The sequence below is a fragment of the Corynebacterium nasorum genome (genome assembly GCF_022347325.1).
In the GTDB taxonomy this organism is placed as follows: domain Bacteria; phylum Actinomycetota; class Actinomycetes; order Mycobacteriales; family Mycobacteriaceae; genus Corynebacterium; species Corynebacterium kefirresidentii.
On the sequence record NZ_JAKRDU010000006.1, the window covers coordinates 1 to 24521 of the forward strand.

Genomic DNA, 24521 nt, shown 5'->3' on the forward strand with positions numbered 1-24521 from the left:
AAACCAAAAAAGGTAAACACAATCACATGCCAACCAATCCATCTCAATGCAGCCGAAACACCAAACAGCATTCAAAAAGGTACGTGTTCCACATACCCAACCGGCACACACCAACCAACAAACCACTAAGCCTGCTAGCAGACAAACCAATCAACACACAACCATGCACACAAAAAATAAAAAGTACATTGGCACACTATTGAGTTCTCAAACATCACCACCAACCAACAGAAAATTAACTTCCCGTTAACCTCTCATCGGCAGCCCGTACAAACTTACTCAACTCAAAGAACAAAGTCAAATCATCGAACCAAGTCCGTACAAAATGTCACCATCAAGTAACCTCCCGGCTACCTCTCGGCGACTTGGATTAATGTAGTCCACCACAACCAAACAACACAAATCCCCAGTATGGGCTGGAAAACGAAGAATGACGCCCTTCCAACGTGTGGAAAGAACGTCATTTCCCGCTGTTTAGCTCAGCTTGGCACCGGCGAAATTCTTCTTGCCGCGGCGCAGCACCAGCCAGCTCCCATGAAGAAGATCGTCTGCCGAAGGCTCCCACTCCGCCGATTCGATGCGCTCGTTGTTGACATACGCTCCGCCTTCCTTGATGGTACGGCGAGCAGCACCCTTGGAATCGGCCAAACCGCTGGCAACCAAAAGATCAACGATGGTGCGCGGTTCGCCGGCTGCAACATCCGCAACGGTGGTCTCAGAGAGAGCGCCGACGAGGGTTTTCTCGTCCAGCTCGGAAAGCTCTGCTTTGCCGAAGAGCGCTTGCGCGGCAAGCTCGACTGCCTTCGTAGCCTCTGCACCATGAACCAAATCGGTCATCTCTTGAGCCAGGCGGCGCTGAGCTGCTCGCTTGTAGGGCTCTTCTTCGACTGCTCGCGCATACTCGGCGATTTCCTCCTGCGTCAGGAAGGTAAACCAGCGCAAGTAGTCGATGACGACAGAGTCACCGGCGTTGAGGAAGTACTGGTACCAAGAGTAAGCGGAAGTCTTTTCCGGATCGAGCCACAGTTTTCCGCCGCCGGTGGACTTGCCGAACTTCTGTCCAGAGGCGTCGGTAACTAGCGGCACCGTAAGGCCATGCACCTTCGCACCGTCAATGCGGCGGTTGAGGTCAACGCCGGAAACGATGTTGCCCCACTGATCGCCGCCGCCGATCTGCAAAACGCAATCGCGCTCGCGGCGAAGCTGTACGAAGTCATTGGATTGCAATAGCATATAAGAGAACTCGGTGTAGGAAATACCGTCGCCTTCAAGGCGTCGCTTGACGGTATCGCGGTCCAACATCGTGTTGAGGGAGAAGTTCTTGCCCACATCGCGCAAGAAGTCAATGACCGACATATTCATGGTCCAATCAGCATTATTGACCATGGTGGCGGCGTGTTCGCCCTCGAAATCAATAAACCGACGTAGCTGCCCCTTGATAGCCTCAAGGTTATGGGCCAAGTCCTCTTCGCTGAGCATGGAACGCTCGCCGACGTCGCGTGGATCGCCAATAAATCCTGTCGCTCCACCCGCTAGCGCGATCGGGTGGTGCCCCGCTTCTTGGAAGCGACGCAGCATAATAAGCGGAACGAGGTGACCTGCATGGAGGGAGTCACCGGTAGGGTCGAATCCGCAGTACAGCGCGATAGGGTTCTCGCATGCTTCGCGGAGCGCTTCAAGATCGGTGGACTGATTGATTAGTCCGCGCCATTGCAGTTCATCAATGATATTCATGGGAAGTCTTTCTAGAAATCGAAGTTAAGCGGGCCATTTCTGGGCGTGGTCTACAAGCATGACTGGGATGTCATCCTCAATGGGATAGGCAATACCCAGCCGCTCGTTGACGAGGACCTGTTTATCTTCCAGATATGTCAAAGGGCCCTTGTCTTGCGGGCAGACAAGGACCTCTAGCAACTTCGGGTCAAGACTCATGCGCCTTATCTTAGCGGGTAAAGGAAGAAGTTGGATCCCTCTACCCCACCTTGGCCTTAAAGAAGGGACGGAACGTTAGCCACCAAGGAGAAGAGATCCTTGGGATCATCCGGGTTGGCAATGATGTCGATCTCAGACTCCAAGTCGGTTCCCTTGACGGAATCGCGCAGATAACGCAGGGCGGAGAAGTCGTTAATAGCGAATCCGACATCGTCGAAAAGCGTGATCTGCTCATCGTCATCGCGGCCGGTGGCCTGGCCGGTGAGCACCTGGTAGAACTCGACAACCGGGAAGTCTTCGGGCTTCTGCTGAATTTCGCCCTCGATGCGAGTCTGCTCCGGGAACTCCACGAAGACCTTGGACTTGTCCAGAATGGAGCTTTCCAGCTCGGTCTTACCTGGGCAGTCACCGCCAACAGCGTTGAGGTGGACACCTGGGGCGACGTGGCGCTCGGCCAGAATCTGGTTCTGTGCCTTGTCTGCAGTGCAGGTGGTAATAATGTCTGCACCAAGAACCGCCTCGTCGACGCTAGAGCAGGCAGTGATATTAAAGCCCAGTGGCTCCAGATTGCGCTTGAACTTCTCTACCGCCTCAGGGTCAATGTCGTAAATAGTGATGTCCTCGATGCCCATCACGCCACGGAAGCCCAAGGCCTGGAATTCAGACTGGGATCCGGCACCGACCATGGCCATGCGCTTGGAGTCCTTGCGCGCTAGGTGCTTTGCCACCATGGCGGAGGTTGCAGCAGTACGCAGTGCGGTAAGCAGCGTCATCTCGGCTTCGAAGGTGGGGTAGCCATTGTCGACGTCGGCAAGCACGCCAAAGGCGGTAACGGTCTGGAAACCACGGGCCGGATTGGACGGGTGGCCGTTGACGTACTTGAAGGAGTACTCCTTACCGTTAGAGGTCGGCATGAGCTCGATGACACCGAATGGGGTGTGGGAGGCAACGCGCGGAATCTTGTCAAAGCGCTCCCACTCGCGGTAGTCAGCCTCGAGGTAGTCCACCATTCCGGTAATGATGTTTTCAACGCCCTCGCGCTGAATCCAGCGCGCCATATTTTCTACGTCTACGAACTTAACTGCGTGGTTCATAAAAGTTCCTTTCTATTTCTTTGGGTGAAGGTCTGTTTGCGGTGCGGCCGGGAAGCTGGAGGTTGGCAGATGCTTGGCCTTCCTCTCTTCCGCGATTGTACGAATACGGTCGCGCCATGCGTACCACATTGCCATAAAGACCGGAACGAGGAGCAGGGTCGATGCAAGTGCAAAAGTGCCGATTGGATAGTCAAAGGCCATCAAGATAATGACTAGGCCAATGAAGATGAGCACTGCCCAGTCTCCGCCTTCGCCAAACGGCGAGCGGTATCCCGGTCGGGTATAGCTTCCGCTCTTGGCTAGGCGCACAAACTTGAGGTGCGAGAGCGCAACTGCCGCCCAGGACGCCAATGTACCCAAGGCTGCCAGGTTGAGCACGATTTCAAACGCCATCTCCGGCACCACATAGTTGAGGAAGACGCCTACCAAGCCCACCATGGCCGCCATGACGATGCCGCCGTAGGGAACACCAGACTTGGACATGCGAGCGCCAAACTTCGGGCCGGAGCCGGAGGTGGACATGTTGTACATAATGCGGCCGGTGGAATACAGGCCAGCGTTGAGCGAGGAAATCGCAGCGGTGATAACGACAAGCTGGAAAATCGGAGCCGCCGCGCCAACGCCCAGGGACTCAAAGAAGGTCACGAACGGCGAAACATCTGCGACATAGTTAGTGTATGGCAACACCAAGGTCAGCAATAGCACGGAGCCGAAGTAGAAAATCAAGATGCGGAGCAGCACATTGTTGACTGCGCGCGGGATATGCTTTTCTACATTTTTAGTCTCACCGGAGGTGGTTCCAACAAGCTCGATGCCGGCGTAGGCAAAGACGACACCTTGGACAACGATGACGGCAGGCATGAGGCCATTGGGCAGCCAGCCACCGTTATCAGAAATGAGGCTAAAGCCGGTGGGATCGCCGCTCGGGTGGCCAAGAATAAGGACACCGATGGCCACCAACATGAAGATGATCAACGCGACAATTTTGATGAGGGAGAACCAGTACTCCAGCTCGCCGAAGATCTTCACCGAGAGCATGTTGAATACAAGGATGCCGCAGATAACAACGAGGGCCAGTGCCCACTGCGGAACGGCGTCGAGCCACGACGTGTACTGGCTAAACCACTTGATGTAGATAGCTACGGCTGTGCCGTCCGCCACCAAGGTCATCGCCCAGTTTCCCCAGTACAACCAGCCTGTGACAAAAGCGGTCTTCTCACCGTAGAACTCACGGGCATAGGAGACGAAGGAACCGGAGCTGGGGCGATAGACAATGAGCTCGCCAAGAGAACGCAGGATGATATAGCCAAAGAAGCCACAAATAAGGTACAGCACCGCTAGGAACGGTCCGGCTTCTTGCAAGCGGCTACCGGTACCCAAAAGAAGACCGGTACCAATGGCAGAACCGATGGCGATCATCTGGAGCTGGCGATTGCCCATCCCCTTTTGCAGGCCGTGGTCTTCCGAAGCGTAGACCGCCTTCTCGTTCTCGTGCGGCCCCGCTGTGGGCGGCGGCGAATTTACTGTCATGGGAGAGATCGTCCTTTCATTGACAGGAATGCGTCTGTTAGGTCACATTCTCTGCAAGGATAGTACCGCACCATACTGTTACCCACGTCACCGGCACCCCCATTGTGTTCAACAATGCAGTTGGAGGGTTGGAAATAGGGACCGTTTCCCTACCCCCCGCTTCTAGGCATAAAAGAACCGCATGGCCATAGACCATGCGGTTTTCAGGGAAAAGAACTCATTAGCGCAGTGGCGTCTGCGCCCACGTGCGGGCCGCAGCGACCCGTTCCCGTGCCTTTTCCCGTTGCTCTGCCACTCGAGCGCCGGCCGTGCCACCCTTGGTGTCACGAGAAGCCACTGCTCCGTCGATGGTGAGCACTTCGCGGACGCCCGGCTTTAGCCGCTTGTCGACGCCCGCTAGGTCCTCGTCGCTGAGGTCGATTAGGTCCACCCCACGTTCCTCAGCAATCCGTACGCAGGCGCCGGAGGCTTCGTGCGCTTCACGGAAAGGAACACCTTGGCGGACCATCCATTCAGCTAAATCGGTAGCCAGCGTAAACCCGCGCGGAGCCAACTCGCGCATGCGGTCCTCATGAAACGTCAGCGTCGATACAAGACCGGTCATGGCCGGCAGCAGCAGGTTAAGCTGTGTCACCGAGTCAACGATTGGCTCCTTGTCTTCCTGCAGGTCACGATTATAGGCCAGCGGCTGAGCCTTCAGCGTGGACAAAAGCCCAGTGAGATTGCCAATAAGGCGGCCAGTCTTGCCGCGGGTAAGTTCCGGCACGTCCGGATTCTTCTTCTGCGGCATGATGGACGAACCCGTCGACCAAGCATCATCAAGCGTGACATAGCCATATTCCGGTGTGCACCAATAGATGATTTCTTCCGAGAGCCGAGACATATCCACCGCGATCTGCGCCAAAACGAAGGCAGTCTCGGATGCGAAGTCACGAGCCGCAGTGCCGTCCAAGGAGTTTTCAGCAGCGGAGTCGAACCCTAGCTCTTCTGCAATCGCCTCTGGGTCGAGCTGCAAAGATGAACCAGCAAGCGCGCCAGAGCCATAGGGAGACACGGCTAGGCGCTTGTCCAAATCCTGCAGGCGCTCGATATCGCGCAGAAGCGGCTGCGCATGGCCCAAAAGTTCATGTGCTAGCAGAATTGGTTGCGCGGCTTGCGAGTGAGTCTTGCCCGGCATGATGGCATCGGGATGGGATGCGGCTTGATCGGCCAAGGCATCCACCAAGTCACTCACCTGGGCGGCGGTATCACGAATGGCATCGCGTACCCACATGCGAAACAGCGTCGCTACCTGGTCATTACGCGAGCGGCCAGCACGCAGGCGGCCGCCTACTTCCGGCCCGACAATCTCAATGAGCCCGCGTTCCATCGCACCGTGGACGTCCTCATCTGTCGGCGCCGGGCGGAATTCGCCAGAATCCACCTTCTCCCCTAGCTCGGTGAGACCGGCGAGCATGGTTTCCAGGTCGACGTCGGATAGCAAGCCTGCCTTGTGCAGCACTTTCGCATGCGCCTTGGAGGCTAATACGTCATAAGGCGCGAGGACCCAGTCAAAGTGGGTGGATACAGAGAGGGCAAACATTGCCTCGGAGGGTCCGCCGGAAAAGCGGCCGCCCCACAGGGCACCCTCATTAGTCTTATGTGGTTCCATATGCTTCTACTTCTGGGCGCTGGTCGGGAAACCGCCGTCGCGGTCGCGCTGATTGGAAATTTGGGTAGACAGGCCGTGCAGCTGAACAAAGCCCTTTGCGGCGGTTTGGTCGAAGGAATCGCCGGTGTCATAGGTGGCAAGATCAAAGGAATACAGCGACTGGCCAGAGCGGCGCCCGGTCACCGTGGCGGTGCCGGCGTGCATACTTAGGCGAATATCGCCGGTAACGTTTTCCTGAGATTCCGCAATGAAAGCGTCCAGGGAACGCTTCAGCGGCGAATGCCAGAGGCCGTCGTAGACCTCCTCGGACCAACGAGCATCGGTGAGGCGCTTGTAGCGAGCCAACTCGCGCTCCACAGTGACATCCTCTAGCGCTTCGTGCGCTTGGATAAGGACCATTGCACCCGGAGCTTCGTAGACCTCACGGGACTTAATGCCCACCAAACGGTCCTCGACCATATCTAGGCGACCAATACCCTGTGCACCTGCGCGGCGGTTGACCTCTTCAATGATCTGCAGCGGGGACATCTTTTGGCCATCTACCGCCACGGGGATGCCCTTTTCAAAGGAGAGGATAATTTCATCCGGGGCATTGCCCAGACCCGGGTCCTCGGTGTAGGCGTATAGGTCCTTTGTCGGTGGATTCCACAGATCCTCTAGGACTCCAGTTTCGACGGCGCGGCCCCACAGATTCTGGTCGATAGAAAATGGCGAGGAGGCGGACTGCTCAATTGGCAGGTTGATCTCCTCCGCAAAGGCGATGGCCTTATCGCGGGTCCAAGCATAATCACGTGCAGGAGCGATAATTTCGAGAGAAGGATCCTGGGCACGGAAAGAGACCTCAAAGCGTACCTGGTCATTGCCCTTGCCGGTGCAACCGTGGGAGACGTGGGTGCCGCCAAATTCCTGGGCAGCCTTAACAAGGTGCTTGGTAATGAGCGGACGGGAAATGGCCGATACTAGCGGGTACTGCTTCATATACATGCCGTTTGCCTGAATGGTGGGAACGCAGTACTCCTCTGCGAACTCATCCTTGGCATCGATAACGATGGACTCTACGGCACCGCAGTCAAGTGCACGCTGGCGCACCGATTCCATATCCTCGCCACCTTGACCCAAGTCCAGGGAAACGGCAACAACATCGCCGCCGGTCATTTTTGCCAGATACGGAATAGCAACAGAAGTATCAAGGCCACCGGAGTAGGCCAAGACTACGCGTGCAGACATGGAAATCTCCTTAATCTATTGAAAAGAATTCATTTAGGTACATAATATACGAGCGTGTGATAAATTTCCACTCTCACCGTTTAAATATTCCGCGTGGTGAGCGTCACAGCCAGATCTGCGCCCGTAACCCCCTCGCGCGCCAAGACAAAAATGGTGTCATCACCGGCGATACAACCAATGACATCGTGCAGCCCTACCCTGTCAATAAAACTAGCCAGGTACTGGGCCGCGCCAGCTGGCGTGCGCAGCATCGCAATATTGCCGGAAGAATCATGGGATACCACCAATTCATCGAGCATGCGTCGCAGCTTTTCGCGGGGCCCGCCCACCTGATCTTCAAATTGCTCCAGCTCACCGCCGACCATGTAATAGGAACGGCCGCCATCACGCTTTACCTTCTTCGCTCCCAACTCATCCAAGTCACGGGACAAAGTAGCTTGCGTGATGTCAATGCCATCTGCAAGAAGCAGCTCGGATAGTTGCACCTGGCTGGTGACGCGATTGCGGTCCAAAATCTCTAGAATCTTGGCCTGCCGAGCATTGCGGGTGGTCGGGGTGTTCATTACTTAGTTGATCTCCTTATTTATTTCGAGCAACCAGACGAGAAGCGCCTTCTGCGCATGCAGGCGATTTTCCGCTTCATCGAAGACTCGCGACTGCGGACCATCGATCACCTCAGTCGTGACCTCGTTTCCACGGTACGCCGGCAAACAATGTAAGAATATTGCATCCTTATGTGCTTTGCTCATTATGGTCGAATCAACCTGATAGGGCAGGAACGGCGTGCGCCTATCACGACCATCATTTTCCTGTCCCATAGAAACCCAGGTATCCGTAATCACGACGTCTGCGCCTTCTACTTCATTGACATCATCAGTAATGGTGATATTGCCCCGCTGACGCGCGCGGTCGACGAATTCCTGGCGAGGCTGAAATCCCTCTGGCGCAATGATGGAGACGTCCATACCGGCCGTGGCAAAACCGATCATGTAGGAGTTGGCCATATTATTATCGCCATCGCCCAGGTAGACGGCCTTTTTACCCGGCAGATCACCTAGATTCTCGCGACAGGTCAGCAAATCAGCCAGGATCTGGCACGGATGTAGGTCATCAGAAAGTGCATTAATCAAAGGTACGGTAGCAGTCTCGGCCATCTGGAGCAGATTGTCGTGCGCAAACGTACGCCACACAATGGCCTCCACGTACCTTGAAAGCACCGCCGCCGTATCTTGAAAAGATTCCCCCTTGCCCATTTGGGTTGTAGAAGTATCGACGGTAATACCCCTGCCGCCCATATTCGCTACCGCGGTTTCAAAGGAAAAGCGGGTGCGCGTAGACGTTTTATCAAAGAGAACCGCCACGGTCTTGGGGCCTTCTAAGGGGCGCTCTGCAAAGGGCTCCTTCTTTAGCTTTTCAGCTAAATCTAAAACCGTCGCTTGTTCTTGTGGGCTGAGATCATCGTCAGCTAGGAAGTGCCGCAGGCTCATGCCAGTTCCTCCAATATGGTTCCGAGAGTTGATAGTGCTGTGTCGAGTTCATGCTGGGAAATGACCAAAGGTGGGGTTAGTCGAAGAACATTCTCGTTGGGAGCGTTGAGAATAAGCCCGTGTTCGAGCCCGTCCCGCACGGCCTGCTTAGCCACCGGTGCGCTTAATACAAGGCCCAGCATAAGACCTCGGCCGCGCACGCGATCTACAATTGAATACTTTTCACATTCCTGCCGCACATAGTCCCCCTTGCGGGTCACCCCTGCGAGAAATTCGGCATTTACGGTGTCAAGAACAACATTTGCCGCGGCGCACGCCACGGGGTTCCCGCCAAAGGTAGTGCCATGAGAGCCAGGCCCAAAAAGACCCTTGGCACGCCCTCGGGTAATCGTTGCGCCGATGGGTAGTCCGGCACCTAAGCCTTTCGCCATAGTGATAACGTCCGGTTGAATTCCTTCTACCTCGTGGGCAAAGAAGGTCCCGGTACGGCCTACGCCTGTTTGTACCTCGTCAACGATTAATAGGACTCCGTATTCATCGCACAGCTCGCTGACCTTTTTCATGAACCCCGCAGGGGCCGGAATGACGCCAGTTTCTCCCTGAATAGGTTCCAGGATTATGGCCGCAGTGTCCTGGGGGTCTTGCTCCACCAGCTGACGCAGATACTCCACATCCCCGAACGGATAGAACTCCACTCCTCCCGGCAACGGGCGGAAAGAGCGCTGTTTATCGGGCTGACCGGTCAAGGCCAGTGCCCCCATGGTTCGTCCATGAAAGCCGTGCTCGGCAGCGAGGATTCGCCGGCGCCCGGTCAAGCGAGCAAGCTTAAATGCAGCCTCATTGGATTCGGCGCCGGAGTTACAGAAGAACACTCGGGCGCTATCGTCTCCCACGCGCTCAATCAGCTTCGCTCCCGCATCCAACACTGGCTGAGTGGCGAAGAGGTTCGAGGTATGCGCCAAAGTGCGCGCCTGGTGGGATACCGCTTGTGCTACGTGCTCATTGCCGTATCCCAAGGAATTAACCGCAATGCCTGCTAGTAGATCAATATAAGACTTACCTTGCTCATCGTTAAGCGTTGCCCCTTGGCCGGAGACGAGACCTATAGACGGTATGCCATAGGTATCAACGACCGTCTCCGACCACCGCTGTGTCAAGCTCTGTGGCTTATTCATGCTGCATCATCCTTCCTGAAGATGGTCCCTTCGGGGTAGTCGTGTTGCTTATAATCATCTGGCAACACCATGGTTCCGACGCCACCCGGAGTTAAAAGCTCTAAGAGCACTGAGTGGCCAATCCGGCCGTCGATAACGTGCGCGGCCGATACCCCGCCTTCTACTGCCTTGAGGCAAGATTCCATCTTGGGAATCATCCCAGAGTCCAGTCGGGGAAGAAGTCTGGAAAGTTGACCACGCTCGATCTTGGACACGAGGGAATCGCGGTTCGGCCAGTCTGTGTATAGTCCTTCCACATTGGTGAGAATGACCAAACGCTCTGCCCCGATTGCGCTAGCCAAAGCCCCAGCCGCGCTATCGGCATTGATGTTATAAATTGCGCCTTCCTCCCCCGGTGCGATGGTCGAGACCACTGGAATGCGCCCAGCGTCGATAATGTCCATCACGGCCGTTGGATTGACCTCTACGATGTCTCCGACCATCCCAATATCGGTAGGTTTTCCATCGACTTCCACCAACCTTTTGGTGGCCCGAAATAGTCCCGCGTCTTCGCCAGAGGTCCCCACCGCATATGGGCCGTGCGAATTGATGAGGTTGACTAATCCGCGACCTACCTGCCCAAAAAGCACCATGCGAACTACTTCCACGATCTCCGGAGAGGTCACGCGAAAGCCGCCTCGAAACTCCCCTTCTATACCAAGCTTGTGGAGCATGGAGTTGATCTGTGGCCCACCACCATGCACCACCACCGGCTTAACGCCCACGGTGCGCAAAAAGACCATGTCCGCAGCAAAGGCAGCTTTAAGTTCTTCGTCCACCATGGCATTGCCGCCGTATTTCACCACTACGATGGTGTCCCGATAATGTTGGAGCCACGGGAGGGCATCCGCTTGGACGGTGGCGCGCTCTTGATCACTAAGCCCACTAAACATTTTCATCTCCTCCCTAGGAGCTATACGCCGAATTGATTTCCACGTAGGCGTGAGAGAGATCCGTGGTCCGCACGAACGCAGACCCAGTACCTCCCGTTCCAAGGTCCACGTAGACATCGATATCAGTCCCGCTAAGGTCCACCTCGCGCGCGCCGGGTACACCCGTCGAGGCACGACACACCGCCTGGCCATTGAAATAGACCGAGATATTTTCCGGGTCCATTTCTGCATCTGCCATCCCCACCGCCGCAAGGACGCGCCCCCAGTTCGGATCAGAGCCGAACATGGCGCACTTGAACAGGTTGTCGCGGCCCAAGGTGCGCGCGGCGTTGAGGGCCTGATAGTCGGTCGCAGTGCCTTCCACAGTGATCTTGACGCGCTTGGTTACACCTTCTGCATCTGCTTGCAATTGCTCCGCAATGTCTGAGCAAACCGCCAGCACCGCCGTTTCAAATTCTTCTTGGCTGGGCGAAACACCCGAGGCCCCAGAGGCCATGAGGATCACCGTGTCATTAGTAGAAGTTGATCCATCCACGTCGAGGGTGTTGAAGGTCTGCGACACGGCCTTGTCCAGGGCACTCTGGAGGGCAGCGGCGCTTGCGGCGGCGTCGGTAGTAAGGCACACCAACATCGTCGCCAGCGAGGGGGCCATCATGCCCACCCCCTTGCCCATGGCCCCAACGGACCAGCCGGCCCCAACATAGGCGGCTTCCTTAGTTACGGTATCGGTGGTCAAAATAGCCTCGGCCGCTGCGTGAGCATGGTCCGCGCTGCCGCCTAGGGCCTTCGCCACAGCGCCTGCACCAGCCAACGCTTTTTCCATAGGCAAAGGCTCGCCTATAAGCCCGGTCGAACAGGCGGCAATATTTCCTTCTGGAAGGGACAAGGAGTGGGCAACCTCGGCTACCAGCGCGGAGGCATCCGCATCACCCCGCGGGCCATTGCACGCATTGGCGTTTCCAGAGTTAAAGACAATAGCGGCAAGCTGGCCATCGGCCACCGCCTTGCGGGAGAGTTTCACCGGCGAGGCCACAACACGATTACGGGTAAATACCGCCGCCGCATCAAAGCGTGGTCCATTATTGACAACTAATGCCATATCGGGTTTGCCTGAGGGTTTAATCCCCGCTGTGGTAGCGCCGGCGCTAAAGCCGGCCGGGCCAGTAATTCCTGCTGCATTCATAATCTTCTCCTAGTTTTTATGGGGCTACGGCCGCTTGCGGCAAGCCCAAAGTTTCATCCCAGCCGAGTATTAGGTTCATACATTGCACGGCGGCGCCGGCTGTTCCTTTGCACAGGTTGTCCAGTGCTGCGGTAACCACGAGGCGTCGGGCGCGTTCATCCACATGGGCTTGGAGGTGAACCATATTGGTACCTACAACGTTTTGGGTCTCGGGCTGCTGACCGGCGGGAAGCACGTGACAGAAGGGCTCTTGGGCATAAAACTCACCGAATGCAGTCTCTACTTCCCGCTTGCCGACGCCCTCTTTCATCCCCGCCGTTATGGTCGCCAAGATGCCTCGGGTTAAGGGAGCTAGAACCGGAGTGAAGCTGACGTCAAGCTTTTCCTGCGCAAACGGCTGCAGATTTTGCACGATTTCCGGGGTATGTCGGTGCGTGCCGCCGGGCTTATATGCCTTCAGGTTTCCCATAGTTTCCGCGCCGAGTTGCGCCACGGAGGCCTTCTTCCCGGCTCCGGAAACACCGGTAATAGCAATCACCGAGAGGCTCGGCTCAATGAGTTCGTGGGCAACTGTCGGCAAACCTGCGAGGGTTACCGCCGTGGGAAAACACCCCGGCACAGCTACCCGGTTGGCATCGCGCAGCACTTCCCTATTGCCTGGAATCTCGGGGATTCCATAAGGCCAATGCCCGGCGTACTCTCCGCCATAAAAGGCGTCCCAGTCCTTCTTATTGCGAAGGCGAAAATCGGCCGCACAATCGATCACTGTGGTCTGCGGCCCCACGTGCTGAGCAATCGCCGCAGAATGACCGTGTGGAAGGCCCAAAAATACAATGTCGTGCCCGCGAAGATTTTCAGCGGTCGTGCCCACAATGGCACGGTCTGCCAGCTGCGGGAGGTGCGGCATAAGCTCAGCGACCTTCTTCCCTGCGGTGGAATAGGCAGTTAGCGCCCCAATGCGTAGTTCGCCGCCAAGATACGCCGGGTGCGACAGCAGCAGGCGAAGGATTTCGCTTCCCGCGTACCCGGTCGCACCTGCTATTGCTACTGAAATCGTCATAGAAGGGACTATAGCAATAAATACACCCAACCGTATGTTATTCAGTCAGATTGTCCGATTCCGCAGGTAAATGAACGTCGAGTAATGAAAATAATGTATGAAAAAAAGGGGGCAGTGAGGTAAATCTCACCGCCCCCTGAGCAGGGTTTAACTACGCGCGCATTTCTGCGCCCAGGCGCTGCTTAGCCAATTCCGCCGCCGCCATGCGGTGCTCGTTGACTTCGTCATCCGTCAACGTGCGGTCCGCGGCGCGGAATAGAAGCTGGAAGGCCAAGGACTTCTTGCCATCTCCTAGCTGCTCACCACGGAAAATATCGAAGAGTTCGACGGACTCGATGAGCTCTCCTGCTCCCTCTTCCACGATGGCGCGCACACGCTCGGCGGGTACGTCTTCATCCACTACCAAGGCAATGTCTTGGTGCAATGCGGGGAACGAGGACAACACCGGTGCGGGGAACTTTTCTTCCAACGGCATGGCGCTAATGTCCAGCTCCATAGCGCACGTGCGCGCAGGTAGGTTCAGGGCCTCCAAGACCTGCGGGTGCAGCTCACCAGCATGGCCCAGTACTACGTCGGTGCCAGCCACCTTCACGGCTGCACAGCGGCCAGGATGCCACGGCAGAACCTGTGCTGCCTCCAGCTCAATATCCACACCAGCGGCGCGGGCGACCTGACGGGCGGATTCGATAGCATCGGCGTAGCTATATGCACGGCCCTCGCCCCACGGTCCTTCATGCTCAATATTGCCCGTAGCCACCGTAGCAACGTGAAGCGGCTGCTCAGGCAGGGTATCAAGGAGCTGAGAAACCACCTCTGCAGAAGGTCGCTGTTCTACGGAAGGCATAGGGGATGCCGCAGCGCGCTTGAACGCCACCTGCTGCAGCCCATACAGGGCGAGATCGCTGCGGCCACGAGCCACATTGCGGGCGATGGCCTCCAACATGTTCGGCAACAGCGTCGTAGACAAGATGGCCTTATCCGCCTCAAGCGGATTTTGCACTTCTACGGTGCGGCGGCGAGCATCATCCTTGTCGAGGCCCCATACATCAAACGTATTATTAGCCACGAACGGTGCAGGCAATACCTCGGCATAGCCGGCATAGGCAAGACCATGTCCGATAGCCCGACGACGCTTCTGCGCAGGGGTTAGCCCGCGGCCGCCGGCCGGGGTAGGCAGCACGGCAGGAATATCCTCCAAGCCCTCAAGGCGCAGAATCTCCTCGACGAGGTCAACATCCATTGCAATATCGGTGCGCCAGGTTGCTGGTGTTACCTGCAGTTGCTCACCTTCATCCCCGACGGTGCAGCCGACTTCTTCAAGACGGGAAATAACGGTATCACGGGAGTAGTCAACGCCGGCATATTCACTGGCTTTTGCGGTGCGCAGAGCAATGGGCTCGCGCTTGGCGACGTCCCCGATAAGCGTACGACCCTTTTCAATGGTGCCGCCTGCTAGCTGCTGGAGCAGCGCACATGCGGTGTCTAGGGCGACCTCTACGATCGCCGGATCTACGCCGCGCTCAAACCGGCGAGAGGATTCGGAAGACAACTTATGGCGGCGAGAGGTACGCGCGACGGTAATCGGATCCCAAATAGCAGATTCGAAGACAACGTCTGTGGTCTCCGCCGAGATTTCAGAGGTAGTCCCGCCCATCACGCCGGCCAAGGACTGGATGCCATTGTCATCACAGATGACCACGTCTTCTGCAGAAAGTTCTCGCTTTACATGATCCAGAGTCTCAAACTTCTCCTCCTCCGCTGCGTTACGGACAACAAGGTTCCCCTGAATCACGTTGGCGTCAAAGGCATGCATTGGTGCGCCCAAAAGCAACATCACATAATTAGTAATGTCCGTAGGCAGATTCACGCTGCGTTGGCCGCAGAGCATTAGCTCGCGTTCCAGCCAAAACGGGGTGCGTGCCTGCGGGTCAATGCCGCTGACCTTGCGGAGGCCAAAGCGCTGTGCCTTGGTTTCGGGGGCCACAGTGACGTCGATAAGCGAGCCCTGCGCCTCCGGCACAGCGGAGGTATCTATGCCAGCCACGGAAGGATCCTGGGCAATATCGGCAAACTCCAGATCAAAAGCGGAGGCAATCTCGCGGCTCAAACCGCGTGCGGAAAGTGCATAACCACGATCTGGGGTGATGTTGACGTCAAAGTCGGTATCGTGCAAGCCGATAATCGGGCGCGCATCCTCACCCACTTTATCGGCGACTTCATCGCCTAAGACGATGATGCCGTTGGCTTGCGCGCCCAAGCCGAGTTCAGCGCCGGAGCACATCATGCCATTAGAAATGTGATCGTAGGTCTCGCGTGCCGCGATCTTGAAGCCACCAGGAAGCTCCGAGCCGGGAAGCGCAACGACAACATAGTCATTCAGGCGAAAATTGCGAGCGCCACAAATGATGCCTTGCAGTTCGCCTGTGCCATTAGCCTGGCCTACATTCACCTGGCAGTAGCGAATGGGCTTTTTAAACTGAGTGAGCTCTTCAATCTCTACGACCTGGCCAATAACCAGCGGCCCCGTGCTCTCTGGAACAGCGGCGTATCCCTCGGTCTCAAAACCTACGCGCACGAATCCGGAATCCATATCGGCAGCGGAAACGCTCCAACCGGGGTTCTTAGCACCGAGGATGCGGGTAACCCAGTCTTGGGAAATAAGCATTAGTGTGTCTATCCTTTCTGGGTTTAGGCCTGTACGCCGAACGGTAGAGTAAAGCGAACATCGCCTTCGACCATATCGCGCATATCGGTCAATCCATTGCGGAACTGCAGTGTGCGTTCAAGGCCCATGCCAAAGGCAAAGCCCGTGTATTCCTCTGGATCTACGCCTACGGCGCGAAGAACATTGGGGTTGACCATGCCGCAGCCGCCCCACTCGATCCAGCCAGCGCCGCCCTTTTTATTGGGGAACCACACATCGACCTCGGCCGAGGGCTCAGTAAATGGGAAGTAGTTCACGCGCATACGCGTAGTAGTTTCCGGCCCAAAGAGTACTTTGGCCAAGTGCTCTAGTGTGCCGCGCAGGTGAGCCATGGTCAGGCCTTTATCAACGGCCAATCCTTCTACCTGGTGGAAAACCGGGGTATGGGTGGCATCCAGCTCATCTGTGCGGAATACGCGCCCCGGGCAGGCAATATAAAGCGGCACGTCGCGCTCCAACATGGTGCGCACCTGTACCGGGGAGGTATGGGTACGCAGCACCTGCCTAGAACCCTCGCCCGAGACGTGGAACGTATCCTGCAAGGTACGTGCTGGGTGGTCCGGCTTGAAGTTCAGAGCATCGAAGTTAAAGTACTCTGCCTCGATTTCTGGGCCGTCCGCAATTTCCCATCCCATGCCGACGAAAATATCAGCGATGCGCTCAGACAACGCGGTAATCGGGTGAAGGGCACCGGTCTGGGTGCGGGTGGTAGGAATCGTGACATCTACGGTCTCGGCTCGCAACTGCTCCTCGCGAGCTTGTTGTTCCAAGACATCCTTGACCTGAGCAAAGCGCTTTTCCATTTTGCCGCGGGCCATGTTGACGGCCTTGCCGGCGCTTTTGCGCTGGTCCTTGGGCAGCTGCCCCAGCGATTGGCGAGCCTGCGGAATATAGCCGCCGTCTCCTAGGTGCTCACGGCGGGCAGCAGCCAACTCATCTAGTGTTTCGGCCGCGTCGAAGGCTGCGATAGCCTTATCGGCCGCGGCCCCAAGAGCCTCTTCGGTCAATTCGATCTGCGGTGTATCGGACACGTATTTCGTACCTTCTTCTCGCGCGAAAACTAACGCGTGCAATCTTACTCTGTTGCGGCTAGCGCGACCGCGCCAGGGACCCCCTTTTCATTCGGGTCACACTAGTTATCCGCTTGCGCCTTAGCCGACTCATAAAGACAAATGCTTGCGGCAGTTGCGAGGTTAAGAGATTCTGCGCGTCCACGCAGTGGAATCCGCACCCGCATGTCTGCTTCCTCCAGCAGCTCGCCGAGCCCGTGTGCCTCATTGCCAAATAGCCACGCTGTTGGCTGGGACAGGTCTGCCTCCGCTAGGTCCACTTCACCGTCGGCAGCAGTTGCCACAATCTGCATGCCCGACTTACGCAGCTGACCCAGCACGTCTTTAATATTGGGGTCCCGCGCTACAGGTACGTGAAACAGCGAGCCGGCCGAAGCGCGCGCTACCTTGCAGCTAAGGGGATCAACGGTTTCACCTGCGAAGATGACACCATCGGCGCCCATTGCATCCGAGGTTCTAATCAAGGTGCCGGCATTGCCCGGCTCAGAAGTCAGCACGGGAACGGAAACGAGGCTTGGTTTGCCGTTCAGGATTTTGCCCGCGGACCAGAGCACCGGCTTGCAAAGCGCAAAGAGTCCCGTAGTCGTGGCTGTATCGGAAAGGTGCTTAGCCGCCTTATCGGTGATGGGATGGACGTACACTCCCATGTAGCCGCACGCAGTGATGATGTCGCCAAAACGCTCTGCCGCCTTCTCAGTAACAAAAACGTCGACTGCAGCGCCGGTAGATACCGCCGCGTCTACCGCATTCTCTCCCTCAATGAGGAATTGCTTCGCCTTCTTCCGGTTAGCCGCACGGTGCAGCTTAGCTGCGTTAACAATGCGCGGAGTGCGTTCAGTAAAGGCAGAGTCAAAATCCAAATTCATGGCTACTACCCTACCTGCCAATTCCTTCTTCTCAGACTCACCCCTGAGTCCCTTATAGGAACGAAAAATCCTGCTGCCGCACGGCAACAGGATCGTATAGGCGAGTTCTACTTAGCGAGCGGGACGCCGCGGGCGTCCTTGTCGTAATCACCGGCACCGGCGATGATCATGATGAACTCAATAAACACCCAAAGACCGAGGATGGCCCAGAAGGCGAATCCGAGCAAGAACCAGAAGGTAGCCCAGCCCAAGATATTGAGCACCAACTGTGACACGCCGAAAGTCGTACGGCCAGTGTAGAAGTTGTGTGCGCCGAAAGAGCCTAGGAAAAAGCACAATAGCAAGGTGGCGATCCACGACTTCTGCTGGCCCGGAGCCACATACTGTTGCTGCACCGGGTAAGCACCCATGTTCGGTTGCGGTGCATAGCCTTGGCCATACTGCGGCTGGTAGTTAGCTTGCTGGTTATAAGGGTTGTACTGCTGACCATGGTTATTGTAATCGGACGGGCCAGAGTACTCGCCATTATCAGGTTGGTAGTCTCCGTTTGGATTCGTCATAGGAAATGTTCTCCTGGGTCTCGGCTTTCACGGGGTCTGGGATAAATCTAGCATGTGAGGCCGAGCACCCTAGTTAAACAAAGGTAACGAAAACCAAAATGCCCGCATACCCCGGTTAACAAGGCCGGAGAATGCGGGCACAAAAGCTTTAATGATTAGGCAGCCTTAGGAGCGTTAACGTCCTCAGGCAGAGCAGCCTTGGCAGCCTCGCACAGTGCGGAGAATGCCTCGAAGTCATTAACAGCAAGCTCAGCGAGGATCTTGCGGTCAACCTCGATCTCAGCCAGGCGCAGGCCGTGGATGAGGCGGTTGTAGGTGATGTCGTTCATGCGGGCAGCAGCGTTGATGCGCTGGATCCACAGCTTACGGAACTCAGACTTACGGGCGCGACGATCGCGGTAAGCGTAAGTCATGGAGTGCAGCCACTGCTCCTTCGCCTTACGGTACAGGCGGGAACGCTGGCCGCGGTAGCCCTTAGCGGACTTCAGAATCGCGCGACGCTTCTTCTTGGCGTTAACTGAGCGCTTTACTCGTGCCACAGTGATACTTCCTTAATTCAGATTGTGATGGCGGATGTGGGTTGATTCGGCGCTACTAAGCGCGGCCGAGCAGACGCTTTACGCGCTTGGTGTCAGGCTTTGCGACTGCCTCGGTGCCCTTCAGGCGGCGGGTACGCTTGGACGGCTTGCCTTCCAGCAGGTGGCGGCGGCCAGCCTGCTCACGGCGCAGCTTGCCGGAACCGGTCACCTTGATACGCTTTGCGGTGCCCTTGTGGGTCTTCTGCTTCATGAGTATTAAGTCCTTAAATCCTACGTGGAATCTGGTCTACTTCTTGCCCTTGCGAACCGGACCCAAGACCATGGTCATATTGCGACCATCCTGCTTGGGGCGCGACTCAACGACGCCAACTTCGGCAACGTCATCAGCCAAACGCTCCAAGAGGCGGAAACCGAGCTCCGGGCGCGATTGCTCACGACCGCGGAACATGATGGTCACCTTGACCTTGGATCCCTTCTCGAGGAAGCGGACTACGTTACCCTTTTTGGTCTCATAATCGTGATCATCGATCTTTGGACGGAACTTCTGTTCCTTCACCACGGTTTGCTGCTGGTTCTTACGGGCCTCGCGAGCCTTCTGAGCCTGCTCGTACTTGAACTTGCCGTAGTCCATGATCTTGGCCACTGGGGGCTTTGCCTTCGGAGCTACCTCGACTAGGTCAAGGTCAGCCTCGTATGCAAGCTTGCGAGCATCATCGGTACGGACGATGCCCACCTGTTCACCACCGGGGCCTACCAAACGGACCTCGGGTACTCGGATACGCTCATTGATGCGAGCTTCAGCGCTGATTGTGGTTCTCCTCGATTAGGGGGTGTATGAGTAAGTAGTTCACCTACCGGGACCACAAACGAAGCAAACCCGGTCTGCCATAGACAGCCGGGAGTTCTCACAGTGCCAAGCATGAATGCTTGGTTACCTTTACCTTTATCCTACGAAGCGTGTTCGCGGCATCGGGTGGGAGAAACTCCGCTTGTGACCCACGAACCTCGACAAGGCGTCATGGGCGGTAGTGCCTTTGACAATAGCAGCTCCTCCCCCTCCTACCAAATTGCTACGTTCCTAGCGGGTTTTACAATGGGCGACTGCTTTAATGTCCCCTGCATCTACCCCAGTATCCACGATATCTACCAGCTGATGGGCGAGGTACTTAACCGCTGGTTCGGCATCGGCGTAGTCCTCCCCGTCCATCACGACAGATAGCGCTACTCCCACGCGCTTTCCATCCACCTCATGAACTCCAAACTGACGGTAGGTGTACTCGTTTTCTTCCTCATCCAGTCCCCAACCACTTTTCGCACGGGTTCGCGGCTGCGCAGACAGACCTACCCTTTGCCAGGACACAATGTCTTTGAGCACCTTGTGGACGTAGTCCGCTTCTGGAATGCACGGCAGTTCAGCGCCAAATACTGCTTGGTCCTTTAACGACCACGTGGAATATCCAAAAGCGGAGTCGTGAATATTTGCGTGTGATCCGTAGTCGTCGAGTAAAGCTTTGACCGCATTTTCTGCCGAGCCCTCGCGCCATTGCACCTGCGACCACAAGGCAAAAGCGGCATCATTATCAGATTCCTTGATAGCCAAGTCCACCAAGCTTTTATCCGCACCGTCTTTGAGCGCCGCAATGGCGATGGGCACCTTGATGGTGGACCACACTGGCCCCTCACCTTTATCGCCCGCCGCAAAAGTGTCTTCACCTGCGGAAATGGCGACCCCTACCTTTGCATGATACTTCTTTGCGGTTTTGTCCACCGCACGGTCAAGCTGAGCACGCACCTCAGCTGGATCCGGCACCGCAGAGGTAGTCGTTGACACTGGGGCATCTTCTATCTTGGGGTCGCTAGAGCAGGCACTCATGGTACACAGACCGAGAGCTGCGAGCAGGCTAACTACAAGGCGGATATTTTTCACGCTTTGCCCTACTTCAACATGCCCTTTAGGTAGCCACCGGTATAGGAGCCATCTACTTGCGCAACGTCTTCAGGGGTTCCCTGCGCCACAACGGTACCGCCGCCCGCACCGCCTTCCGGGCCCATATCAACAATCCAGTCCGCTGCCTTGATGACATCAAGGTTATGTTCAATAACAAGCACCGAATTACCCTTGTCCACCAAGCCTTGGATAACCAGCATCAGCTTGCGAATATCCTCAAAGTGCAGTCCAGTAGTCGGCTCATCCAGAATGTAAATCGTCCTACCGTTGGTACGCTTTTGCAGCTCGGAAGCTAGCTTGACGCGCTGCGCCTCGCCGCCGGAAAGCGTAGTAGCAGCTTGGCCGAGGCGTACATAACCCAAGCCGACGTCGACAAGCGTGGCAAGGTAGCGGTGAATGGAGTTGATGGGTTCAAAGAAGTCCGCTGCCTCAGAGATTGGCATGTCTAGAACCTCGGCAATGTTTTTGCCCTTGTAGTGCACCTCCAAGGTTTCGCGGTTATAGCGTGCTCCTTCACACACCTCACACGGCACATAAACATCTGGAAGGAAATTCATCTCGATCTTGATGGTGCCATCGCCCTGGCACGCCTCACAGCGCCCACCCTTGACATTAAAGGAGAAGCGTCCAGCCTTGTAGCCGCGGACTTTTGCTTCCTGGGTTTCGGCAAAAAGGTTACGGATTTTGTCAAAGACACCCGTGTAGGTCGCCGGGTTAGAACGCGGGGTACGGCCAATCGGACTTTGGTCAACTTGCACCAGCTTATCTAGGTGCTCCACACCTTCGACGCGCTTGGCACGTCCGGGAACCTGGCGGGCGCGGTTAAGTTTATTGGCCAAAGTCTTAGCCAAAATCTCATTGACCACGGTGGATTTACCCGAGCCAGACACACCAGTAATACATACCAGCACTCCCAGCGGGATTTCCACGTTGATGCCCTTGAGATTATTCTCCCGAGCACCAACCACCTTTAGGGTGCGGTCCTTATCAATCTCTCGGCGCTGGTCCGGTACGGCGAGCACCTTCTTGCCGGAAAGGTATTGTCCGGTGAGGGACTCTTCTACCTGTTCGATTCCGGATGGTTCGCCTTGGTAGACCACTTCGCCGCCATATTCGCCCGCACGCGGGCCTACATCGACGAGCCAATCTGATTCACGGATGGTGTCCTCATCATGTTCGACCACAATGAGGGTGTTTCCGATATCGCGCAGCCGCTGCAGGGTTTTGATGAGTCGCTGGTTATCACGCTGGTGCAGACCAATGGATGGCTCATCGAGCACGTACAGAACCCCTGCCAAGCCGGAGCCAATCTGAGTAGCCAGACGGATACGTTGCGCCTCACCGCCGGAAAGCGTGGACGCGCCGCGATCGAGCGTGAGGTAATTCAACCCGACGTCCAGGAGGAAACGCAGGCGGGCTTGAGTCTCCTTAAGCACTGCCCCGGCAATGATTTCCTCACGGTGCCCCAGCACCAGGGAGTCTAGGAACTCAGAGGCGTCTTCAATAGAGAGCGCACAAAGCCCGGCAATGGACTGCTCACCGTGAGTCGTAGAGGCCAAGCGGACGGCCAAGATCTCCGGCTTCAGCCGGGTGCCCTTACAGGTGCTACACGGCACGCGGCGGGTATATTGCAGCAGGCGATCCTTTTGGGATTGAGAATCGGTAGTTTCCAGCTTGCGGTGAATAAACCCGGTAGCGCCTTCAAATGGGGCGGTCCAATTACGCTGGCGCCCGTAACGGTTCTTATATCGAACCTGGACTTCCTCATCGGTGCCATAGATCAGCGCGTGGCGCTGTTCCTCGGTTAATTCACTCACCGGAGTTTTGGGGTCAAACCCCATAGCCTTGCCTAAACCCTCTACTAACTTGACAAAGTAGCGGGAATTGGGGCTGGAGTGCCAGGGTTGAATGGCATCTACAGCTGGAGCATCTGGATCCGGAATGAGCAGATCAACATCAACTTCCAATTTGGTACCCAGGCCATCACACACCGGGCAGGAGCCAAACGGAGCATTGAAGGAAAAGGCACGGGGCTCGTATTCTTCAATGGTCAACGTGTGGCCATTCGGACAGGCCGCCTTCTCCGAATAGGTATGGGTGAGTTCTTCCCTATCCACGAACTCAATGGTGACTAGACCATCTGCCAAGCGCAGCGCTGTTTCCACCGAATCCGTTAAGCGTTGCTTTTGCGAGGCCTTTACCTGCAGGCGATCAACCACTACCTCAATATTGTGCTTGATCTGCTTCTTCAACTTGGGCGGATCGCTTAGCTGATAGGTCTCCCCGTCCACTCGGACGCGGGAATAGCCCTGAGCGGACAAATCCTGGAAGAGATCAACAAACTCGCCTTTGCGCTTGCGCACCACCGGTGCGAGCACCTGAAACTTCAGTTTCTCTTCCAGCGCCAGCACGGCGTCGACGATTTGCTGTGGCGTTTGGCGCTCGATTACGGCATCACACTTTGGGCAGTGTGGCGTTCCGGCACGGGAGAAGAGCAAACGCAGGTAATCATAGATCTCCGTAATCGTGCCCACCGTAGAACGCGGATTATGGTTGGTGGACTTTTGATCGATAGACACTGCGGGTGACAGACCGTCAATAAACTCCACATTAGGCTTGTCCATCTGCCCCAAAAACATGCGGGCATAAGAACTCAAGGATTCTACGTAGCGGCGCTGGCCTTCTGCGAAGATGGTGTCAAAAGCCAGCGAAGATTTACCAGATCCGGAAAGACCAGTAAAAACAACCATTTTATCGCGAGGGATATCGATATCCACGCCCTTGAGGTTGTGCTCGCGGGCACCGCGCACCACCAAACGATCAGCCACTGTGCTCAGACCTCCAGTACTAGGGATTGCAATCTTCCCTCGAATGTACCCGTAGGCTGGGACACATGACTAACGAGCTTCAGTTACATCAGATTTCTGTGTCCGAGATGGACAATAACTGCTACCTTTTGCAGGCGGGCGAAGAAGGCTTGCTTGTCGACGCCGCCGATGACGCCCCCGCACTCCTCGACATGGCCCAGAAGGCCGGCGTTAAAATCACCGCGGTACTAACCACCCACCGCCACTGGGACCACGTACGCGCGCTCAAAGAGGTTCTCTCTGAGACCGGCGCTATCCACTACGCGTCCTTCCTTGATTCTCCGGCTATCCCAGCCGAGGTAGACGTTGAGCTCCGCGAAGGCGACTCCATCAAGTTCGCGGGCCTCGACCTCCCCATCATCATCTTGCGCGGCCACACCCCAGGCGGCGCCGCACTAGTTACAAACATCGATGGCGTAATTAATCTTTTCGTGGGCGATTCACTCTTCCCGGGCGGCTTGGGCAAGACCACCTCTGAAGGTGACTTCGTACGCCTGTATAAGGACGTCACCGCGCGCATCTTTGATGAGTTCCCGGACAATACGATCGTGCGCCCCGGTCACGGCAAGTCCACTACCTTGGGCGAGGAGCGCCCCAAGCTGGAAGACTGGTGGGAGCGCCGCTGGTGATCCAGTGGCCAATTTCCGCGTACAATGGTCTAGCACACGATAGGTCTAAAACAACGAGCTAAGGAGC

Annotated in this window: 22 protein-coding genes; 1 reads left to right on the forward strand and 21 read right to left on the reverse strand. The window is 56.4% G+C overall.

What is annotated here, in order from left to right:
* Nucleotides 1–474: 474 nt before the first annotated feature.
* From tyrS to uvrA, 21 genes are all read right to left on the reverse strand, one after another.
* Complete coding sequence (tyrS, locus tag MHK05_RS06415) at nucleotides 475–1734, reverse strand: tyrosine--tRNA ligase (RefSeq protein WP_239205566.1); 1260 nt, start codon at nucleotides 1732–1734, stop codon at nucleotides 475–477.
* Nucleotides 1735–1758: 24 nt separating this feature from the next.
* Nucleotides 1759–1932, reverse strand: a complete 174-nt coding sequence (locus MHK05_RS06420; protein ID WP_005323252.1) for a Trm112 family protein — start codon at nucleotides 1930–1932, stop codon at nucleotides 1759–1761.
* A 56-nt stretch (nucleotides 1933–1988) separates the two neighbouring features.
* Complete coding sequence (gene ocd, locus MHK05_RS06425; protein WP_005323253.1) at nucleotides 1989–3026, reverse strand: ornithine cyclodeaminase; 1038 nt, start codon at nucleotides 3024–3026, stop codon at nucleotides 1989–1991.
* 12 nt (nucleotides 3027–3038) lie between these two features.
* On the reverse strand, nucleotides 3039–4556 hold the full coding sequence (locus MHK05_RS06430) for an amino acid permease (RefSeq protein ID WP_239205568.1): 1518 nt from the start codon (nucleotides 4554–4556) through the stop codon (nucleotides 3039–3041).
* Between the two features lie 220 nt (nucleotides 4557–4776).
* Nucleotides 4777–6207 (reverse strand): argininosuccinate lyase, encoded by a 1431-nt coding sequence (gene argH / locus MHK05_RS06435; RefSeq protein WP_239205570.1) that lies wholly within the window; start codon nucleotides 6205–6207, stop codon nucleotides 4777–4779.
* A 6-nt stretch (nucleotides 6208–6213) separates the two neighbouring features.
* Nucleotides 6214–7434: an argininosuccinate synthase gene (locus tag MHK05_RS06440; RefSeq protein ID WP_239205572.1), complete on the reverse strand. Its 1221-nt coding sequence runs from the start codon at nucleotides 7432–7434 to the stop codon at nucleotides 6214–6216.
* 80 nt (nucleotides 7435–7514) lie between these two features.
* Entirely contained in the window at nucleotides 7515–7997 is a 483-nt protein-coding gene (locus tag MHK05_RS06445; RefSeq protein ID WP_023021631.1) for an arginine repressor, read from the reverse strand.
* Between the two features lie 3 nt (nucleotides 7998–8000).
* Nucleotides 8001–8921 carry an ornithine carbamoyltransferase gene (gene argF, locus MHK05_RS06450; protein ID WP_023021632.1) on the reverse strand — a complete coding sequence of 307 codons (921 nt, stop codon included), beginning with the start codon at nucleotides 8919–8921 and terminating at the stop codon, nucleotides 8001–8003.
* A complete protein-coding gene (locus tag MHK05_RS06455; RefSeq protein WP_239205574.1) occupies nucleotides 8918–10096 on the reverse strand; it encodes an acetylornithine transaminase in 1179 nt (392 codons plus the stop codon). Before MHK05_RS06455 ends, argF begins: the two co-directional genes overlap by 4 nt.
* Nucleotides 10093–11028 carry an acetylglutamate kinase gene (argB, locus tag MHK05_RS06460; protein ID WP_239205718.1) on the reverse strand — a complete coding sequence of 312 codons (936 nt, stop codon included), beginning with the start codon at nucleotides 11026–11028 and terminating at the stop codon, nucleotides 10093–10095. Before argB ends, MHK05_RS06455 begins: the two co-directional genes overlap by 4 nt.
* Nucleotides 11029–11041: 13 nt before the next feature.
* On the reverse strand, nucleotides 11042–12211 hold the full coding sequence (gene argJ / locus MHK05_RS06465; RefSeq protein ID WP_239205576.1) for a bifunctional glutamate N-acetyltransferase/amino-acid acetyltransferase ArgJ: 1170 nt from the start codon (nucleotides 12209–12211) through the stop codon (nucleotides 11042–11044).
* Nucleotides 12212–12227: 16 nt separating this feature from the next.
* Nucleotides 12228–13271: an N-acetyl-gamma-glutamyl-phosphate reductase gene (gene argC, locus MHK05_RS06470; RefSeq protein ID WP_023021636.1), complete on the reverse strand. Its 1044-nt coding sequence runs from the start codon at nucleotides 13269–13271 to the stop codon at nucleotides 12228–12230.
* Between the two features lie 151 nt (nucleotides 13272–13422).
* Nucleotides 13423–15936, reverse strand: a complete 2514-nt coding sequence (gene pheT, locus MHK05_RS06475) for a phenylalanine--tRNA ligase subunit beta (protein WP_239205578.1) — start codon at nucleotides 15934–15936, stop codon at nucleotides 13423–13425.
* Nucleotides 15937–15959: 23 nt separating this feature from the next.
* Nucleotides 15960–17006, reverse strand: a complete 1047-nt coding sequence (pheS, locus tag MHK05_RS06480; protein ID WP_023021638.1) for a phenylalanine--tRNA ligase subunit alpha — start codon at nucleotides 17004–17006, stop codon at nucleotides 15960–15962.
* Nucleotides 17007–17107: 101 nt separating this feature from the next.
* Nucleotides 17108–17911 (reverse strand): TrmH family RNA methyltransferase, encoded by an 804-nt coding sequence (locus MHK05_RS06485; protein WP_034656460.1) that lies wholly within the window; start codon nucleotides 17909–17911, stop codon nucleotides 17108–17110.
* Nucleotides 17912–18018: 107 nt separating this feature from the next.
* A complete protein-coding gene (locus MHK05_RS06490) occupies nucleotides 18019–18471 on the reverse strand; it encodes a TM2 domain-containing protein (protein WP_239205580.1) in 453 nt (150 codons plus the stop codon).
* Nucleotides 18472–18626: 155 nt separating this feature from the next.
* Nucleotides 18627–19010 (reverse strand): 50S ribosomal protein L20, encoded by a 384-nt coding sequence (gene rplT, locus MHK05_RS06495; RefSeq protein WP_005323264.1) that lies wholly within the window; start codon nucleotides 19008–19010, stop codon nucleotides 18627–18629.
* A gap of 55 nt (nucleotides 19011–19065) precedes the next feature.
* Nucleotides 19066–19260: a 50S ribosomal protein L35 gene (gene rpmI / locus MHK05_RS06500; protein ID WP_023021641.1), complete on the reverse strand. Its 195-nt coding sequence runs from the start codon at nucleotides 19258–19260 to the stop codon at nucleotides 19066–19068.
* Between the two features lie 36 nt (nucleotides 19261–19296).
* Nucleotides 19297–19818: a translation initiation factor IF-3 gene (gene infC / locus MHK05_RS06505; RefSeq protein WP_080970442.1), complete on the reverse strand. Its 522-nt coding sequence runs from the start codon at nucleotides 19816–19818 to the stop codon at nucleotides 19297–19299.
* A gap of 270 nt (nucleotides 19819–20088) precedes the next feature.
* On the reverse strand, nucleotides 20089–20937 hold the full coding sequence (locus MHK05_RS06510; protein WP_239205582.1) for a serine hydrolase: 849 nt from the start codon (nucleotides 20935–20937) through the stop codon (nucleotides 20089–20091).
* Nucleotides 20938–20945: 8 nt separating this feature from the next.
* Nucleotides 20946–23786, reverse strand: coding sequence for an excinuclease ABC subunit UvrA (gene uvrA / locus MHK05_RS06515; protein ID WP_023021644.1), 2841 nt, complete (start codon nucleotides 23784–23786; stop codon nucleotides 20946–20948).
* Nucleotides 23787–23851: 65 nt separating this feature from the next.
* Here uvrA and MHK05_RS06520 point away from each other — a divergent pair, with 65 nt between their 5' ends.
* Nucleotides 23852–24454, forward strand: a complete 603-nt coding sequence (locus MHK05_RS06520) for an MBL fold metallo-hydrolase (RefSeq protein ID WP_200287571.1) — start codon at nucleotides 23852–23854, stop codon at nucleotides 24452–24454.
* Nucleotides 24455–24521: the final 67 nt, after the last annotated feature.

What these genes read in the sequence shown, in the direction of transcription:
- MHK05_RS06445 (WP_023021631.1), bottom strand. Translation starts at nt 7,997, where the DNA reads ATGAACACCCCGACCACCCGCAATGCTCGGCAGGCCAAGATTCTAGAG.
- MHK05_RS06420 (WP_005323252.1), bottom strand. Translation starts at nt 1,932, where the DNA reads ATGAGTCTTGACCCGAAGTTGCTAGAGGTCCTTGTCTGCCCGCAAGAC.
- tyrS (WP_239205566.1), bottom strand. Translation starts at nt 1,734, where the DNA reads ATGAATATCATTGATGAACTGCAATGGCGCGGACTAATCAATCAGTCC.
- MHK05_RS06455 (WP_239205574.1), bottom strand. Translation starts at nt 10,096, where the DNA reads ATGAATAAGCCACAGAGCTTGACACAGCGGTGGTCGGAGACGGTCGTT.
- argB (WP_239205718.1), bottom strand. Translation starts at nt 11,028, where the DNA reads ATGTTTAGTGGGCTTAGTGATCAAGAGCGCGCCACCGTCCAAGCGGAT.
- MHK05_RS06520 (WP_200287571.1), top strand. Translation starts at nt 23,852, where the DNA reads ATGACTAACGAGCTTCAGTTACATCAGATTTCTGTGTCCGAGATGGAC.
- pheT (WP_239205578.1), bottom strand. Translation starts at nt 15,936, where the DNA reads ATGCTTATTTCCCAAGACTGGGTTACCCGCATCCTCGGTGCTAAGAAC.
- rpmI (WP_023021641.1), bottom strand. Translation starts at nt 19,260, where the DNA reads ATGAAGCAGAAGACCCACAAGGGCACCGCAAAGCGTATCAAGGTGACC.
- ocd (WP_005323253.1), bottom strand. Translation starts at nt 3,026, where the DNA reads ATGAACCACGCAGTTAAGTTCGTAGACGTAGAAAATATGGCGCGCTGG.
- MHK05_RS06490 (WP_239205580.1), bottom strand. Translation starts at nt 18,471, where the DNA reads ATGACGAATCCAAACGGAGACTACCAACCTGATAATGGCGAGTACTCT.
- argC (WP_023021636.1), bottom strand. Translation starts at nt 13,271, where the DNA reads ATGACGATTTCAGTAGCAATAGCAGGTGCGACCGGGTACGCGGGAAGC.
- MHK05_RS06430 (WP_239205568.1), bottom strand. Translation starts at nt 4,556, where the DNA reads ATGACAGTAAATTCGCCGCCGCCCACAGCGGGGCCGCACGAGAACGAG.
- argJ (WP_239205576.1), bottom strand. Translation starts at nt 12,211, where the DNA reads ATGAATGCAGCAGGAATTACTGGCCCGGCCGGCTTTAGCGCCGGCGCT.
- argF (WP_023021632.1), bottom strand. Translation starts at nt 8,921, where the DNA reads ATGAGCCTGCGGCACTTCCTAGCTGACGATGATCTCAGCCCACAAGAA.
- argH (WP_239205570.1), bottom strand. Translation starts at nt 6,207, where the DNA reads ATGGAACCACATAAGACTAATGAGGGTGCCCTGTGGGGCGGCCGCTTT.
- MHK05_RS06440 (WP_239205572.1), bottom strand. Translation starts at nt 7,434, where the DNA reads ATGTCTGCACGCGTAGTCTTGGCCTACTCCGGTGGCCTTGATACTTCT.
- MHK05_RS06485 (WP_034656460.1), bottom strand. Translation starts at nt 17,911, where the DNA reads ATGAATTTGGATTTTGACTCTGCCTTTACTGAACGCACTCCGCGCATT.